The organism is Microcoleus harperi Pol14_C6 (genome assembly GCF_036701295.1).
Lineage (GTDB): Bacteria > Cyanobacteriota > Cyanobacteriia > Cyanobacteriales > Microcoleaceae > Microcoleus.
Genome location: NZ_JAUBQN010000033.1, coordinates 54,600 through 68,906, shown reverse-complemented (window position 1 = coordinate 68,906; position 14,307 = coordinate 54,600). Strand labels below are relative to the sequence as shown.

18 protein-coding genes and 2 pseudogenes are annotated in these 14,307 nt (G+C 46.9%); 5 read left to right on the top strand and 15 right to left on the bottom strand.

Translation table 11 applies throughout. The features are described 5' to 3' along the window. Nucleotides 1–130: 130 nt before the first annotated feature. Nucleotides 131–1,048: an SDR family oxidoreductase gene (locus QUA27_RS20545; RefSeq protein ID WP_333070050.1), complete on the bottom strand. Its 918-nt coding sequence runs from the start codon at nucleotides 1,046–1,048 to the stop codon at nucleotides 131–133. A gap of 132 nt (nucleotides 1,049–1,180) precedes the next feature. Here QUA27_RS20545 and QUA27_RS20540 point away from each other — a divergent pair, with 132 nt between their 5' ends. After that, nucleotides 1,181–2,026 carry a helix-turn-helix transcriptional regulator gene (locus QUA27_RS20540; protein WP_333070049.1) on the top strand — a complete coding sequence of 282 codons (846 nt, stop codon included), beginning with the start codon at nucleotides 1,181–1,183 and terminating at the stop codon, nucleotides 2,024–2,026. Between the two features lie 325 nt (nucleotides 2,027–2,351). Here the strand turns inward: QUA27_RS20540 and QUA27_RS27485 are convergent. Then, a pseudogene (locus tag QUA27_RS27485) lies at nucleotides 2,352–2,510 on the bottom strand (transposase); the annotation flags it as partial. Nucleotides 2,511–2,698: 188 nt separating this feature from the next. Between QUA27_RS27485 and blaOXA the strand changes: the two are divergent. Next, nucleotides 2,699–3,571, top strand: coding sequence for a class D beta-lactamase (blaOXA, locus tag QUA27_RS20530; RefSeq protein ID WP_333070046.1), 873 nt, complete (start codon nucleotides 2,699–2,701; stop codon nucleotides 3,569–3,571). A 246-nt stretch (nucleotides 3,572–3,817) separates the two neighbouring features. After that, nucleotides 3,818–4,526 (top strand): annotated as a pseudogene (locus tag QUA27_RS20525) (IS1 family transposase). 16 nt (nucleotides 4,527–4,542) lie between these two features. Here the strand turns inward: QUA27_RS20525 and QUA27_RS20520 are convergent. Further along, nucleotides 4,543–5,085 (bottom strand): protein-tyrosine phosphatase family protein, encoded by a 543-nt coding sequence (locus tag QUA27_RS20520; protein WP_333070045.1) that lies wholly within the window; start codon nucleotides 5,083–5,085, stop codon nucleotides 4,543–4,545. 84 nt (nucleotides 5,086–5,169) lie between these two features. On the opposite strand from QUA27_RS20520, the gene QUA27_RS20515 reads away from it, so the two are divergent. Further along, complete coding sequence (locus QUA27_RS20515; protein ID WP_333070044.1) at nucleotides 5,170–5,781, top strand: pentapeptide repeat-containing protein; 612 nt, start codon at nucleotides 5,170–5,172, stop codon at nucleotides 5,779–5,781. Nucleotides 5,782–6,069: 288 nt separating this feature from the next. On the opposite strand, the gene QUA27_RS20510 is transcribed toward QUA27_RS20515, so the two are convergent. Next, nucleotides 6,070–6,360, bottom strand: a complete 291-nt coding sequence (locus QUA27_RS20510) for a helix-turn-helix domain-containing protein (RefSeq protein WP_199297830.1) — start codon at nucleotides 6,358–6,360, stop codon at nucleotides 6,070–6,072. Between the two features lie 238 nt (nucleotides 6,361–6,598). Between QUA27_RS20510 and QUA27_RS20505 the strand changes: the two genes are divergently transcribed. Beyond that, the gene (locus QUA27_RS20505; RefSeq protein WP_333070043.1) at nucleotides 6,599–7,036 is read left to right on the top strand and encodes a hypothetical protein; all 438 of its coding nucleotides are present in this window, start codon (nucleotides 6,599–6,601) and stop codon (nucleotides 7,034–7,036) included. A gap of 15 nt (nucleotides 7,037–7,051) precedes the next feature. Here the strand turns inward: QUA27_RS20505 and prfA are convergent, their stop codons facing one another. The 11 genes from prfA to infA all read right to left on the bottom strand — a co-directional run bounded on the left by prfA (nucleotide 7,052) and on the right by infA (nucleotide 14,200). After that, nucleotides 7,052–8,146, bottom strand: a complete 1,095-nt coding sequence (gene prfA, locus QUA27_RS20500) for a peptide chain release factor 1 (protein ID WP_333059813.1) — start codon at nucleotides 8,144–8,146, stop codon at nucleotides 7,052–7,054. 322 nt (nucleotides 8,147–8,468) lie between these two features. After that, on the bottom strand, nucleotides 8,469–8,777 hold the full coding sequence (rpmE, locus tag QUA27_RS20495; protein ID WP_333039633.1) for a 50S ribosomal protein L31: 309 nt from the start codon (nucleotides 8,775–8,777) through the stop codon (nucleotides 8,469–8,471). A 301-nt stretch (nucleotides 8,778–9,078) separates the two neighbouring features. Beyond that, entirely contained in the window at nucleotides 9,079–9,492 is a 414-nt protein-coding gene (gene rpsI, locus QUA27_RS20490; protein WP_006634975.1) for a 30S ribosomal protein S9, read from the bottom strand. Continuing rightward, nucleotides 9,492–9,947 (bottom strand): 50S ribosomal protein L13, encoded by a 456-nt coding sequence (gene rplM / locus QUA27_RS20485; RefSeq protein WP_015178725.1) that lies wholly within the window; start codon nucleotides 9,945–9,947, stop codon nucleotides 9,492–9,494. The genes rpsI and rplM overlap by 1 nt, the downstream gene beginning before the upstream one ends. Before the next feature lie 125 nt (nucleotides 9,948–10,072). Next, nucleotides 10,073–10,915, bottom strand: coding sequence for a tRNA pseudouridine(38-40) synthase TruA (gene truA, locus QUA27_RS20480; RefSeq protein WP_333070041.1), 843 nt, complete (start codon nucleotides 10,913–10,915; stop codon nucleotides 10,073–10,075). A gap of 29 nt (nucleotides 10,916–10,944) precedes the next feature. Further along, nucleotides 10,945–11,295, bottom strand: coding sequence for a 50S ribosomal protein L17 (gene rplQ, locus QUA27_RS20475; RefSeq protein ID WP_190657966.1), 351 nt, complete (start codon nucleotides 11,293–11,295; stop codon nucleotides 10,945–10,947). 125 nt (nucleotides 11,296–11,420) lie between these two features. Then, on the bottom strand, nucleotides 11,421–12,365 hold the full coding sequence (locus tag QUA27_RS20470; RefSeq protein ID WP_202798589.1) for a DNA-directed RNA polymerase subunit alpha: 945 nt from the start codon (nucleotides 12,363–12,365) through the stop codon (nucleotides 11,421–11,423). Between the two features lie 174 nt (nucleotides 12,366–12,539). Continuing rightward, the gene (rpsK, locus tag QUA27_RS20465) at nucleotides 12,540–12,938 is read right to left on the bottom strand and encodes a 30S ribosomal protein S11 (protein WP_006634980.1); all 399 of its coding nucleotides are present in this window, start codon (nucleotides 12,936–12,938) and stop codon (nucleotides 12,540–12,542) included. 84 nt (nucleotides 12,939–13,022) lie between these two features. Beyond that, nucleotides 13,023–13,406, bottom strand: coding sequence for a 30S ribosomal protein S13 (gene rpsM, locus QUA27_RS20460; protein WP_006634981.1), 384 nt, complete (start codon nucleotides 13,404–13,406; stop codon nucleotides 13,023–13,025). A gap of 87 nt (nucleotides 13,407–13,493) precedes the next feature. Then, nucleotides 13,494–13,607: a 50S ribosomal protein L36 gene (gene rpmJ / locus QUA27_RS20455; RefSeq protein WP_015178722.1), complete on the bottom strand. Its 114-nt coding sequence runs from the start codon at nucleotides 13,605–13,607 to the stop codon at nucleotides 13,494–13,496. 368 nt (nucleotides 13,608–13,975) lie between these two features. Then, a complete protein-coding gene (infA, locus tag QUA27_RS20450) occupies nucleotides 13,976–14,200 on the bottom strand; it encodes a translation initiation factor IF-1 (RefSeq protein ID WP_006276978.1) in 225 nt (74 codons plus the stop codon). Nucleotides 14,201–14,307: the final 107 nt, after the last annotated feature.

Below are 14,307 nucleotides of genomic sequence, written 5' to 3'. Positions count from 1 at the left end.
TCAGATAGCACTCAGTTTTTTCGCTTCTGTGCTTTATTGCGTAAGCATCCCTATTTAAAAACTGTCCGGAGTATTGTGCTTAAGTTAAAACGCTCACAATAGCTTGGACGACCATACTATTTTTGAGATTCTAGTTCTGCCATGGGGCACGATATGAACCAAATTCAATATCCTCTAGGATTGTGGTTTCGATCTCTGGTCGCCAACCTAAATCTGTTTCAGCTCTTGTGCATGAAACCTGATTATGAATGGAGAAAAACGTCGTTAAAGACAACCCCCATGACTGAATGGCTTCTTCCTTCGACATTCCTTTTACAGCACAGCCGAGTAACCGAGCAATAGCTTCGGCGATCGCTTTAATGCTAATTCCTGATTCAGAAACTGCATGATATACAGCTCCTGCTTGCCCTTTCTCTAAAGCAAGTACATACAGTTTGGCAACATCATCTACATGAATGACGGAGTATTGGTAATGCCCTGGTTCAATAAACCGTGCTACCCCTACTTGTTGGGCATCCTGAATCAGAATGGGAAGAAACTGGCTGCTACCGCGACCATAGACAAAAATCGGAAGACGTAAGGCAATACTACGAATGTTTTGCTGTGCTGCTTGCAGAATAGCCTGTTCAGCAGCTGCTCTAGAGGCTAGCGCATCTTTGGGAATAACGGTTTCACTGTCATCGATGATGCGATCGCCAGTATCTCCTAGCAATCCTGTCCCAGAAGTGGCAACAAAAGGTTTCCCGGATCCAGCCAAGGCATCGATAAACGTTGCAATCGCCGTTTGTTCGACTTTGACTGCTCCTTCAATATCACTAAAATCGTGAATAAAGGCAGTGTGAATCACACCATCTGCTGCACGCGCCGCTTGGGCTAATGTTTCAGTGTCGCGTAGATCGCCGAACAGTGGTTGAATGCCCCGCTGCCTGAGTTTGTCAGCCGATGCTTCTGTTCTTGCCAAACCTACAACTGTATGCCCTGCGGCTTGCAACTGTTCACCCACCAATGAACCTACGTACCCCGTTGCACCTGTTAGAAAAACTTTCATCCTTGACTGCCTCATTCCGTGTGAGAGTGTGAATACAAAACCTTGTTTTCAACCTATCAGGTAGCTCAAGCTAGAACCAGAGCGAACTTATACTGGTATTGACACTACTAGGTTGAGGGCAACGGTGAAGCGATGGCAACGAGTAAGCCACATCTAAAAGAACTCGCCGATTTTCTAAAAACACGCCGCGATCGCCTGACCCCTGCGGATGTGGGCTTACCGAGTGGAACACGCCGTCGCACTCCTGGATTAAGGCGGGAAGAAGTGGCTCAACTGGTCAACGTCAGCACCACCTGGTACACCTTTTTGGAGCAAGGGCGTGACATTCGAGTGTCTGCCCAAGTATTAGAAAGTCTTGCTCAGGCTTTTCGATTAACATCAGAGGAGCGCACTCATTTATTTATGTTGGCGTTACAGCAATTACCGCCAGAAATTCCGCATGGCAAGAGTACGGTTAGCCCGGCGATTCAGCGCCTGTTGGATCATCTAGCCATCTGCCCAGCTTATGTGGTGGGATATCGGTTTGATATTCTGGCGTGGAATCAACCTGCTTGTGCCTTGTTTGGTGACTTTAGCAGGATGACAACCCGTGAGCGTAATACCATCTGGTATTTCTTCACTAATACTGCTCATCGTCAGATGCTTTTGAATTGGGAAGGACAGGCTCAGTTGATGCTGACACGGTTTCGTAGTATCAGTGGGCGTTACCTGGGAGATGTTGAACTCATTGAGTTAGCAGAAGATTTGAAAAAAGTCAGCCCTGAATTTCTGCAGTGGTGGTCACAACACGAAGTTCAAGCAAAGCTTGAAGGTTTCAAGTCATATGAACATCCGATCGTAGGAAATTTGGTGTTTGAATACGCTTTATTTCAAGTCACAGAAGCACCAGAATTAACGCTCGTAGTCTATACTCCTTTGCCTGAATCTGGTACAATCGAGCGACTCCAACAATTGAAAATCCTGATGTTCAAAACCTAGAAAAACTGCTTGAGTTGATTAATCACAGGGCGACGCAGCACAACAATTCGTTGGAGGGGCGAATAGAGCTTCTTTGCTGCATTTTAGGCTGATCTATTGCCGCTCAACTCTGCCGTTAGACTGAGTAAAGTTACTGGTTAACAAAGGTTTCTGTCGGAATTACTCAAGCTACAGAATGCGACAAATTTCTGAATGCTCATTTACCAGGCGTAGAGATAAAGATCGGTTTGCCCTGATGTTTCTCGGTAATGATTCGATAGCTCATGGACATCCCCATTCCAGTTCCTTTGCCGACCGGTTTTGTGGTGAAGAAGGGTAAGTCTTCCCAATTGCAGCCATTCTTGAGTTGATAGAGGATGCCATCGACGATCTCCCGCTTCGTCCAATCACAGGGTCGTGTCCGTTTCTTCTGCGGTAATATCTGAGCCAACAGCGGTTCCAGAAGTGCCCATTCGGCGTCAGTGAGAGTGCTGGAATATGTCATAGCAAATGAATTAGAGGGTTGTAGGCGTCTTAATTTAATATTATAAAGATATCAAATGCGTTCTATATAGTAGGGTGCGTCAGGGGCAAACCTTAATTATTTCTTACACAACGTAAGTCAGACGAACCTTACAAGTCGATCACCCCTGTGACTTTACTGCCTGTGATTTTGCTAACTTATTGAAGTTTATGAACAGAATATATCGTGCGATCGCTGTTATTTTAATTGTATTAGGCTGCATTATTTCAGTTTTAGTTCAGCCGCCGCAATCAGCCTTAACCGTGCCACCTCTAGTTCCAAAATCTTCACCTCGCGGAGGAGATTTAGCTCAAACAATTAATTTTGTACGGCACTTTCAAGAGCTAGGAGTGGAAGGCTCGATCGCGATTTACGATTTGAATAGCGATCGGCTTTATCAACACAACCCGCAACGTAACGCCACAGCTTTTTTACCCGCATCTACATTTAAGATTCTCAACTCTCTGATTTCCTTAGAAACAGGGGTAATTTCAGATGAGCTTGCTGTTCTAACTTGGGATGGAATGCAAAGGCAAATTCCCGCATGGAATCGAGACTTGAATATGAGAGAAGCCATAAAACTTTCCGCCGTTTGGTTTTACCAAGTTCTCGCCCGCCGAGTGGGACACGAGCAAATGCAAAAATGGGTAGCTAAAGTCGGTTATGGCAACCAAAAAATCGGTAACAAAGACGATATTGACAAATTCTGGTTAGAGGGAGAACTGCGAATCACACCCAACGAGCAAATTCAATTTCTCCGCCGTCTCTACAAAAATGACTTACCCTTCTCGGAGCGATCGCTGTCTTTGGTTAAAGACATCATAGTTGTCGAAAAAACTCCCGATTATATCATTAGAGCAAAGACAGGCTGGGTAAGCTTTGGAGAAGAAACAGGGCAGGAAATTGGCTGGTATGTAGGTTATTTAGAGAAGAATAAAAATGTTTACTTTTTTGCTACAAACATTAACATCCGCAACAATAATGACGCATCCGCAAGAATCGAGTTAACGCGCCGTTGCTTCAAGGAGCTTGCGCTGCTGTAAGTGCGTTATTTGTTCTGTAATATTCGCAAAAACGCCAGCGGATAGGCTAAGGGTGACAGCCAAAACACTCATTTATGCGATACCTGAGTTCGATCGTAGGAAGCCGAGTCTTTTAAATCTTTTAGGACTTACTCAATTGGCACATATATATAGTTGCTATAGTGCTATATATCATTTTTCGGTAGTGCTGCATAGTAATGATAAAGCTGTAAGCTAGACAGGTAGGCAGTTATTCGGGTATGAGTTATGCAATGTCCCAAGTGCAATTCAGCGCAAATTGTTAAATATGGACGGACTCACTATGGCAAACCACGTTTTCGCTGTCAGGACTGTAAGCGTCAGTTTGTCGAAGCGCCTAGCCGTCAACCCCTTAACCAAGCCACACGAGAACTGGTTGAGAAACTCCTGAAAGAACGACTGGCACTTGCGGCGATATCCCGGGTCACGGGGGTATCACAACGGTGGTTGCAAATGTATGTGAATCAAAAATATTATGCCCTGGAGCAGGAGGTGACCGTAACTCCAAAAAAGTCGGTAAGTTGACGTTGCAATGTGACGAAATGTGGTCTTTTGTCGCTAACAAAACAAACAAACAGTGGATTTGGTTGGCCCTGGATGCAACAACCCGGGAAATTGTGGGCGTGTTCATCGGCGACCGGAGCCGGGCGAGTGCGAAAGTGCGCTCGGCAGTCGTTGCCGCCTGTTTACCGCCAATGTGCCGTTTGTTATACCGACTTTTGGCAAGCCTAGGAGCAGGTGATACCCAGCAAACGGCCGTAAGGCCGTCGGCAAAGAAACAGGGCACACCAGCTATATTGAACGCTTCAACAATACAGTACGGCAACGCGTCGGGCGTTTAGTCCGTCAAACGTTATCGTTTTCCAAAAAGTTAAGCAATCATATTGGCGCTGTCTGGGATTTTGTTCATCACTACAATGACTCATTAAAACTTTGATCATTACTATGCATGACTACCCATTTTTCGAAGCAAGGCGACAATCATCTAAGAGACCATTAAGTCCTTCAACCACTAGCCAAGGGTTTCGACCTTTCAAACAAGCTACCATCGCTGTTTCATAGGGATTTCTGCCAGTTTTTTTTACTGCTGCGATCGCCTGTTTGTTAGACAATCCCCGCCCGCTGACCAACCAAGCAGCCAAAACCTGTCCTGTACGTCCGATCCCCCCAGAACAGTGAACTACCACCCGTTCGCCTTTGCTATTTGCAGATTCCAAAAACGGCAATATTCGATCGATTAAAATATCGCGATCGACCAATTCAAAGTCTGCAATCGGCGCCCAGCAAACTCGATCGCACCCAAATATTTTCCGATATGTTCCCAGTAAGTCACTGTAGCGGATGAGTTGCGTCTGAGCAAGCAAGCAGCAAACTTGCTTGATATTATGCCCCTGCATAAATTCAATCCAGCGAGCAATTTCTGGATCGCGGTATCCTGGTCTGGCTGCACCAAACACAGTTAATTCATTCTCTGAAGCCGCCGCGAATTTGTGCATACTGTTTTCAATATTTTTACCTATAATTAAGAGAGACGCACAAATCCTGAATCAACAGTGAAAAACAAGAGCTCGATTGGTTTAATGAACTGGCTGCAACCCACACTAGAAACCGTTTTGTTATGCGAATCAAGTGCAGCAGCTTCTGAGATGGCATTCATGCTCAACGGTGAATGGGATGGGTGCAATAGTTTGATTCTCCCTAAATGCGACAAGGTAGCAATTGAAGCAGCCGCTAGTTTATTGGAGACATCGTGGTGCTACCAAAATACTTGCGAACCCGTTTTAATTCTGCTGGAAGTTGACGAATTTTTGCGCCGTTATGGGATTGGAGACAGGTTTTTTATTAATGCTAACTTGCGATGCGCGCAATTGAAAGAACTTTGCTTGGAAAACATTGATTTGAGTTATGCTAAATTGAATTTGGCTAACCTCAGTAGCACTAATTTAAGCAAAGCCAACTTAATAGCGGCACAAATGCAATCGGCAAATTTGAGTGGCAGCAATTTGAGTGGATCGCAACTGGTGAGGGCAAATTTATCAGGAGCAAATTTATCTGATGCTAATCTCAAAGGTGCTGATTTGAGTTATGCAGATTTAAGCAATGTTTGCTTAACAGGTGCTGATTTAAGAGGTGTAAATTTAGCTAGAGTAGACTTAAGAAAAACAAGCTTAGATGGGGCAATTGTTGAATAATACCAAATCCCGCTTAAATACTTTTTCTCACACCCCGTGGATAAATCCTGTCAACATTTATCTGCGTTAATCCGCGTACATCCGCTACCATATCGGGGATAACCTGTCCTTTTTCCCAATACTGAACAGCAGCTCCAGAGACTCCCAATAACCTACTAAAAGCGCTAATACTCAGGTCGCCACGCGCTAGCTTTACAACTTCGCTCAATTTTTTCCTAGCTTCTGCGTCCATAGTATTAGTCACCACATAAACACAACTTCTAGTTTACAGATAAATCTATCTAATACTCATTCCCCAGCAGCTTCAGCCGATGCAGCGAATCTATCCGCTACAGCTTTGCCAATTAGCGCCACCTGACTCAGAGGCAAAAACTGAATTTTTTTGACAATATCGTTAATTTCTGGGGCTTGCGAGACTGGATTGCCATCCAAAAAGCTGAGAAACTCTTCCAGCGAATAACCAGCTCTCGCAGCAATTTTAGCCAAGTTTTCCGTTTCTGGAACGGTATCGCCCCTTTCCCACAATTGCACAGCAGTCGCAGAAACCCCCAAAAGCTTGCCAAACGCTCGTTGGCTCATAGAGCCACGAGCCGTTTTGATAATTTCACTAAGTTTTTGTCTATTTTGGATGTTCACGACTTAAAAGCTACTCGACCGTACCTACAAGTAAACTGGTCAGTTTATAAATCATTATCATTGAACGTTTGAATCGTTTACTTGTCACGATTGACAAACAAGTAAGTTTACTCTAAAATTAAAAGTATAAATTTAGTACCGCTCTATCGGAGTGCCCCTCACGATTTAGGAGTGCGAAAAAATGACTAATAGACGCACACGCAAGACACGCAAGACAAGCCACACACGCCAGAGCCTTACAGCCTCCGGTTGGCTCAAACCCCAATGCTGGCAAATCTCCAAAAAAGAAGCCGCCGAAGCCCTGAGAATGCCCGTCAACCGCATCGTCAAAGTCTACCCCAAACAACATCAAGTAATAGTTGTTTACCTGAACAAGAAAGGACAAAAATGCAGTTCCTTTTTCAGCTACAGACTATTTGCCAGATGGCAGCAGGAGGCGATGGCAGCAATTGCCAGTTGTCGAAACCAGCAAATCCTAGCACCCCTAGAAGTCATTGTACAATACGACCTCGAACATTTCAAATATCCAGTAGCGATCGCCGATGCAATGTGGGAAGCCCTACTAAACCAGATCTCCCGCGTAACAAGGGAACTTAGGCTGAGCAAACAATGCGCCTAGCCCCCCATCACTCCATCAATTAGTAGAAGCAGCCAACTCAGCCAAACGTTCCTGCTGATCCTGAGAAATGCAAGTTTGAATAATCCCCTCAATATCCCCTTCCAAAACACTATTGAGCGAGAAATTTTCCCCCAAACGGTGGTCCGTAGCCCGATTGTCCTTATAGTTGTAAGTGCGGATCTTCTCCGATCGCGAACCCGTACCAACCTGAGCCAAACGCCGCGACTTCACCTCATCCTGCTGCTCCCGCAACTTCATCTCATAGAGCTTAGCCCGCAAAATCTGCATCGCCCGCTCCTTATTCTGCAACTGACTGCGCTCCTCAGTACAGAAAATCCGAATTCCCGTCGGCTTGTGAAACAAATCCGCAGCAGTTTCCACCTTGTTCACGTTTTGACCGCCAGCGCCGCCCGATCGAGCCGTGCTCATCTCAATATCCTTCGGATCGATGTGAATCTCCACATCATCAACCTCAGGCATCACAGCCACCGTCGCCGTCGAAGTATGCACCCGGCCGCCAGCCTCAGTCACAGGCACCCGCTGCACCCGGTGTACTCCAGCCTCAAACTTCAGCTTGCTGTAAACGCTGTCGCCTGTAATTTCCAGAATCACCTCTTTAAAGCCGCCCATTTCCGCGAGCGACTCGCTCACCAACTTCACCTGCCAGCCTTGAGTTTGAGCGTAACGGGAATACAGCCGCAGCAAATCTCCCGCCCAAATACTGGCCTCATCTCCGCCAGTACCTGCCCGAATTTCCAGCATAATATTCTTGTCATCGTTCGGGTCGCGGGGGAGCAGCAAAACCTTCAAACGACTTTCCAAATTCTCCAGCTTCGCCTCAAGTTCCTGAACTTCCAGCGCAGCCATTTCTTGCATATCTCGATCGCCCGCGGCTTCCTTGAGAACCTGTCGCGCGCCCACCAAATCTTCCTGAGTGGTTTTCCACAGAGCAAAAGTATCGACCACTTCCTCCAAGGACGATCGAGCTTTCGCTACCCGTTGAAACTCTTGATTGTCCCTAGCCACATCCGGGTCAGCCATGCGGCGAGTCAACTCATTAAAAGTTTGCTCTACCGACTTCAATTTATCCAGCAAATAAGATTCAGCCATTGTCAGTTGTCCTTTGTCAATCGATTTTAGATTTTAGATTTTAGATTTTAGATTTTAGATTTGAAGAACAGTTGGGATAGAATTTCGATCGAACTCAACTGCCTGCATAGCAAGTCTTCAATCTAAACTCTCCAATCCGAGGGCGGATCGATTTTAGATTTTAGATTTTAGATTTTAGAACTCAAGAGCAGTTAGGATAGATGTCGATCGAACTCTACTGCCAGCCCTAGCAAGTCTTCAATCTAAAATCTAAAATCCGAAGGCGGTAAGTTGCCAGTAGAAAGAACTACTCTCAACAAACGGCGGACAAATGACAATCCGGCTACTTCTTCTTTTTGCCTTTACCAGCAGCCTTAGAAGCATCTGCTTTCGGCTCTTCCATTTTCAGCGGTCCAGAGGAAGCATCTGCCTTCGGCATTTCTACCTCGCTCATGCCGTATTTCCGCATAAAGCGCTCGACACGACCTTCAGTATCAATAATCTTCTGAGTGCCAGTATAAAAAGGATGATTTCCAGACCAGACATCAACTTGAAGCTTTGGTCTAGTTGAACCCACAGTCATCACCAGTTCCCCGTTGCAATAAACCTGAGATTCGGGATACCACTCAGGGTGAATGCCATCTTTTGCCATTGTTTTTTACTCTCTAATTTTTGACTTTACAACCATTTTAGCTGCCGCAGGACTTCTAAACCAACAACAGCACCAATTTTGTCTTATACCTTTTGGAACCAGGAATTAGGAATCGGAAATAAACTTGAAAAAAAGGCAGATAAAATCTGAATGATTCTTGCCTTTTCTTTCTTCCTTCTTCCTTCTTCCTTCTTCCGTCAATGGGTCAATCCGAACATCCGTTACTTCCGTTACATCCGTTAAAAAATCCGTTGCCGAACTTCCATTACATCCGTTACATCCGTTGCCGAACTTCCCTCGATTACCGCTTCGAGTATTGAGGAGCTTTGCGAGCTTTCCGCAAACCGTACTTTTTCCGTTCTTTGGCCCGCGGGTCGCGAGTCAAATAGCCCTCAGTCTTAAGAGGCTTGCGGTTGTCCGGGTCTAATTGACAAAGTGCTCTAGCGACACCTAAGCGAATCGAATCAGCCTGACCTGTCAAGCCACCGCCTTCGACTTTTACCAAAATGTCGTACTCATTTTCCAGACCCAAAGTTTCCAGAGGGGCCTTAGCGAGAGCCAAATAAGTAGGGTTGAATTGCAGGTACAAATCCCCCTCTTTACCATTGACAGTCAGTATGCCAGTGCCGGGAACCAAGCGCACCCGCGCTACGGAACGCTTGCGGCGGCCGGTACCCCAGTACACAGCGCGACCCGATGTATCTGTTGCTTGCATTACTCATTTCCTCCCGGAATCGTGTGAACAATTAATTCTTCTGGTTTTTGAGCTTGGTGCGGGTGGTTGGGGCCAGCGTACACCTTCAGTTTAGTAAACAGTTGTCTGCCCAGAGAAGTGTGAGGTAGCATTCCCCGAATAGCTTCTTCGACAATTCTTTCGGGCAAACGTGCTTGCAATTTGGCAAAAGTTTCTGTTTTCATTCCGCCGGGTCTTCCAGAATGGCGACGGTAGATTTTCTGGGTGCGTTTTTTGCCAGTAACAGCGATTTTGTCAGCATTGATGACTATTACGAAGTCGCCGGTGTCCATAGAAGGAGTGTAAGTCGGTTTGTGTTTCCCCCGGAGGTACATGGCAACTTCAGTTGCCAGACGGCCCAGCCGCTGGTCGGCAGCATCGACCACGTACCACTTATGCTCTAGGGAGTCTTGAGTAGGGACGTAAGTTTTGTTCATTGTTTGTTGTTTGTTGTCTGTTAACTCTTAACTGTTGTTAGGTGTCAGTTGTCAGTTGTCAGTTTTTAATTGTTAGTTGTCCTTAGTTTTTTATTAGTAGTTACCTAATGACTAATGACTAATGACTAATGACTAATGACTAATTTGGGCTGGGTGTCGTACCAGATCTCTGGGGGAAAGGGAAATTCTGAATAGCCAACCCGCAGCAGGCACAAACCTTGAGCGGGAGCGGCATATTTTACCATTTCTCGGCGTTCGTTGACCCAGATATCTGTGAAATTGTCGATCGGCCTTTCCCCGCGACCCACCTGCACCAGCAACCCCACCAGCAGCCGCATCATCCCGTACAGAAACCCGCTCGCTTGAACCTCAATATAGATAAGAGGCCCAGAACGGTGACACTCGGCCGCTTGCACGTCCACCCAAGAATGGGGGCGGGCAGAACCCGCGCGGTGGAAAGCAGCCAGGTGATGCCGCCCGATTAGCGGTGTCAAAGCTGTCTGAATCAAAGATTCATCCACAGGGGCGTGATAGCAGTGCCAAGCAAAAGGACGCACAAATAAATTAGGGGTCGGGTCTGTATAAAGGGTGTAGCGATAGCGCCGCCAACTGGCTGAGAACCGAGCGTGCCAGGTAGGTTCCACCTTTGCCGAAGCTCGAATTAAAATATCTTTTGCCAGTCGAGAGTTGAGAACACTTGCCCAGCGGTGAGCCGGAATTGGGCCGCGGGCATCAAAATGCGCTACTTGAGCAGCAGCGTGAACTCCCGCATCGGTTCTCCCAGCAGCGTGCAGCGTTACCGGGCGTTCCAGAACAGTCGATATTGCTGTTTCAATTTCTTCTTGTACTGTACGCTGGTTCGGCTGTCGCTGCCAACCGTGAAAGTTAGTGCCGAGGTATTGGATCACCAGAGCAACGCGCTGTATCGATTGGGGATTTTCGATTGGGGATTTTGGATTGTCAGTCATAAATCACAAATCTCCAACCCAAAATTGAATTAAACCAGTTCAACAATCGCCATTTCGGAATTGTCTCCTTGACGGGGGACAGTTCGCACTACGCGGGTGTAGCCCCCGTTGCGCGAGCCGTACCGTTCTTGAGCTGCTTCAAACAAGGCGTGTACTAACTGTTTGTCGTAGATAAAGCCCATAGCTTGCCGGCGAGCGGCCAATGAGCCATCTTTTGCCAGGGTAATCATTCTGTCAGCCTCTGGGCGCAGCGCTTTGGCGCGGGCGAGAGTGGTAGTAATTTTACCGTGGCGGATTAATTCGGTAGTCAGCGAGCGCAGCAGGGCGCGGCGCTGGTCAGCCGGTTTGTTGAGTTGGGGAACGCGACAGCGGTGACGCATGGCAGTTGGTAATTGGTAATTGGTAATGGGGCGTCGGGATAGTCCGAGAGTTTTGAGCGGTGAATTTTTTAACTTAAAAACTCACCTACTTAAAATTCAGAACTTTTTTACCCGTTACCCGTTGATTAACTTTTAGCTGATTTTTCCTGGGGCAAGGTAATGCCCAAGCGTTTTTGTAAAGCTTCAATCACTTCTTCGGCAGACTTCTGCCCGAAGTTCTTGATCTCGAGCAAGTCTTCTTGGGTATAATCCAATAAGTCTGCGACTGAGTTGATCTGAGCCCGCTTGAGACAGTTGTAAGCCCGGACGGACAACTGCAATTCTTCGATCGGAATTTGGCTGGTAGGATCGGCTTCACCTGGATACTCTGGTTTGAGAGAATCTTGGGTGATGTCTTTGAGAGGTGCAAATAAATCTACCAGGATGTTGGCAGATTGACTCAAAGCTTCTTGAGGAGTCACGCTGCCATCAGTCCAGATTTCCATAATCAGCCGGTCTTTCTCGACCGTGCCGCCTACCCTAGCATCTTCAACGCTGTAGTTGACTCTACGAATCGGCATAAAGATGGCGTCTATTTGGAGGAAATCCAAAGCCGACCCATCATCGCGACTGCGGTCTACTGCTCGGTATCCGATGCCTTTTTCAATTCTGAATTCCATTTCCAGAACTGAGCCGGGCGAGAGAGTTGCAATGTACTGGGAGCGATCTATCAATTCCACCTCTGAGGGCAAATCGAATCGATCGGCCGTAACGGTGACAGGCCCCTCAATCCGCAACCTGCCGATTTGCGGCTGCTGAGAATGAGTTTTGAGGACGACCTCTTTCATGTTCAGGAGAATTTCTAGAACATCCTCACGTACCCCTTCGATCGTGGCAAACTCGTGATTGACACCCGCGATGCGGACTGAAGTTACTGCCGTTCCTTCCAAATTTGAAAGCAGAACTCGCCGAAGCGCATTCCCAACAGTTGTTCCCTGACCGCGATCGAGCGGTTCCAGGACAAATTTTCCGTACTGACTGCGGTCTTTGTCAGTGTTAGACTCTATACATTCAATTTGAAACTGCGCCACGGAGTGACCTCCCTTTTCCACTTTGGATTTTTGATTTTGGATTTTAGATTGCAGAGCATACCCCTGAACGGATTTCGGATTTTGGATGGACGGGGCAACAGTTAGAACCATTAGTTTTTGACTTTAAGCAGTTAGCCATTATCCAAAATCTAAAATCTAAAATCTCAAATCGTTTTAGACTCTACGCCGCTTGGGAGGGCGACAGCCGTTGTGAGGAATTGGGGTAACATCTCTAATCAGGGTGATTTCCAGTCCTGCCCCTTGCAGCGCCCGGATTGCAGTTTCTCTACCTGCTCCAGGCCCGCTCACCATTACTTCTATTTGGCGCATTCCTTGGTCGTTGGCTCTGCGGGCAGCACTTTCTGCTGCTGTTTGAGCTGCAAAGGGAGTTCCCTTTTTAGCTCCTTTAAAACCGCTGGAACCTGCCGATGCCCAAGAGATTACTTCGCCGTTGAGGTCGGTAATAGTTACAATCGTGTTGTTAAAGGTAGACTGGATGTAGCCTACCCCATTGGGTACATTTCTTTTCTGCTTTTTTGCACCAGATTTCTTGCCTGTTTGTTGTCGCGCCATATTAGTCTCTTTAACGTTTCTCTCAACTAATGTCCCGAAGCGCTAGGAGCGAGCAGCCCCCAGCGTATTTTTCCCAAAAAGATGTTACTTCTTGGAAGGTGCCTTTTTCTTGCCCGCAACTGTTCGGCGGACGCCACGACGTGTTCTGGCGTTGGTACGGGTTCGTTGTCCCCGCACTGGCAGACCCAAACGGTGACGCCGACCGCGATAAGTTCCGATGTCCATCAGGCGCTTGATGTTCATTGACTCCCAGCGCCGGAGGTCTCCTTCGATTTGGTATGTGGTTTCTACATGAGCCCGCAGAGCTGTCACGTCGGCCTCTGTTAAATCCTTAACGCGAGTGTCAGGATTTACGCCTGTTGCAGCGATAATTTTTTGGGCCCGCGACAAGCCTATTCCGTAAATGTATGTCAGACCTATTTCGACGCGCTTATCGCGTGGAAGGTCTACCCCGGCAATCCGTGCCACACTTTTTGTCTCCCTAGTTTTCCTATTTGGCTACAATGTTCAATTAGGATGCACCTGCGTGCATTGCCCAATCTTCCTTTTTTTTTTCTAACCTTGGCGCTGTTTGTGTTTGGGGTTAGTGCATATCACCATCACTCGACCGCGACGGCGGATGACGCGACATTTCTCACAAATTTTTTTGACAGATGCTCGAACTTTCATCTTTCTTCCTGCCTGGAGAACCCCGCTCTACCGGAGAGCAGGCACGCTGGGACTGCCCGTAGAGCGGTGGGAGGAGAGGCTGGGCAAGGTGTAGACCTCTCCTCGATTAAATTGTATAAAGTGCGGGTTGTTTCATGAAGGAGCCCGCTTGCAGCCACTCCCATTTCTGGGTAAAGTTCGCCTGCGCCAGATTTTGGCCTAGCGATACTTTTACGGTGTAACAATGAATTAACCCGGTACACCGGTGGGTTGTTGACGCCCTTCTCGGCAACACTACAAACGTAGCATTATAGCATAAATTTGAAGCTTTTTACCAAATTCTCTCTAAATTAAACTTAGAATTAGTTTTTAGAAAGTTTTATCTAAGCCTATTTTTTCCGAAGGCGATAAGTAATCCTGCCTTTGGTCAAGTCGTAGGGAGTCAATTCGACTTTGACGCGATCGCCAGGCAGAATTTTGATGTAGTTGCGGCGGATCTTGCCGGAAATGTGAGCCAGCACGTTAAACCCATTATCTAGGTCAACGCGAAACATCGCATTGGGCAGGGATTCCGTCACTGTCCCTTCCATTTCAATTAAATCTTGCTTAGACAATTTGGTATTTACCTCAACTCTACATTTGATTAACTAGGAGTGTCCCGGCGTTGGGTTCAAAACCTATTTACTGGTAGGAGTCAAACGGGAACGGAGGGTAATAATTA

Excerpts from the sequence above, each read along its gene's own strand:
- rpmJ (WP_015178722.1), bottom strand. The coding sequence starts at position 13,607 with ATGAAAGTTCGAGCATCTGTCAAAAAAATTTGTGAGAAATGTCGCGTC.
- rpmE (WP_333039633.1), bottom strand. The coding sequence starts at position 8,777 with ATGGCAAAAGATGGCATTCACCCTGAGTGGTATCCCGAATCTCAGGTT.
- QUA27_RS20545 (WP_333070050.1), bottom strand. The coding sequence starts at position 1,048 with ATGAAAGTTTTTCTAACAGGTGCAACGGGGTACGTAGGTTCATTGGTG.
- QUA27_RS20510 (WP_199297830.1), bottom strand. The coding sequence starts at position 6,360 with ATGAGCCAACGAGCGTTTGGCAAGCTTTTGGGGGTTTCTGCGACTGCT.
- rplM (WP_015178725.1), bottom strand. The coding sequence starts at position 9,947 with ATGAACAAAACTTACGTCCCTACTCAAGACTCCCTAGAGCATAAGTGG.
- rplQ (WP_190657966.1), bottom strand. The coding sequence starts at position 11,295 with ATGCGTCACCGCTGTCGCGTTCCCCAACTCAACAAACCGGCTGACCAG.
- rpsK (WP_006634980.1), bottom strand. The coding sequence starts at position 12,938 with ATGGCGCGACAACAAACAGGCAAGAAATCTGGTGCAAAAAAGCAGAAA.
- QUA27_RS20540 (WP_333070049.1), top strand. The coding sequence starts at position 1,181 with ATGGCAACGAGTAAGCCACATCTAAAAGAACTCGCCGATTTTCTAAAA.
- rpsI (WP_006634975.1), bottom strand. The coding sequence starts at position 9,492 with ATGCAAGCAACAGATACATCGGGTCGCGCTGTGTACTGGGGTACCGGC.
- blaOXA (WP_333070046.1), top strand. The coding sequence starts at position 2,699 with ATGAACAGAATATATCGTGCGATCGCTGTTATTTTAATTGTATTAGGC.
- QUA27_RS20505 (WP_333070043.1), top strand. The coding sequence starts at position 6,599 with ATGACTAATAGACGCACACGCAAGACACGCAAGACAAGCCACACACGC.
- QUA27_RS20520 (WP_333070045.1), bottom strand. The coding sequence starts at position 5,085 with ATGCACAAATTCGCGGCGGCTTCAGAGAATGAATTAACTGTGTTTGGT.
- QUA27_RS20515 (WP_333070044.1), top strand. The coding sequence starts at position 5,170 with ATGAACTGGCTGCAACCCACACTAGAAACCGTTTTGTTATGCGAATCA.
- prfA (WP_333059813.1), bottom strand. The coding sequence starts at position 8,146 with ATGGCTGAATCTTATTTGCTGGATAAATTGAAGTCGGTAGAGCAAACT.
- truA (WP_333070041.1), bottom strand. The coding sequence starts at position 10,915 with ATGACTGACAATCCAAAATCCCCAATCGAAAATCCCCAATCGATACAG.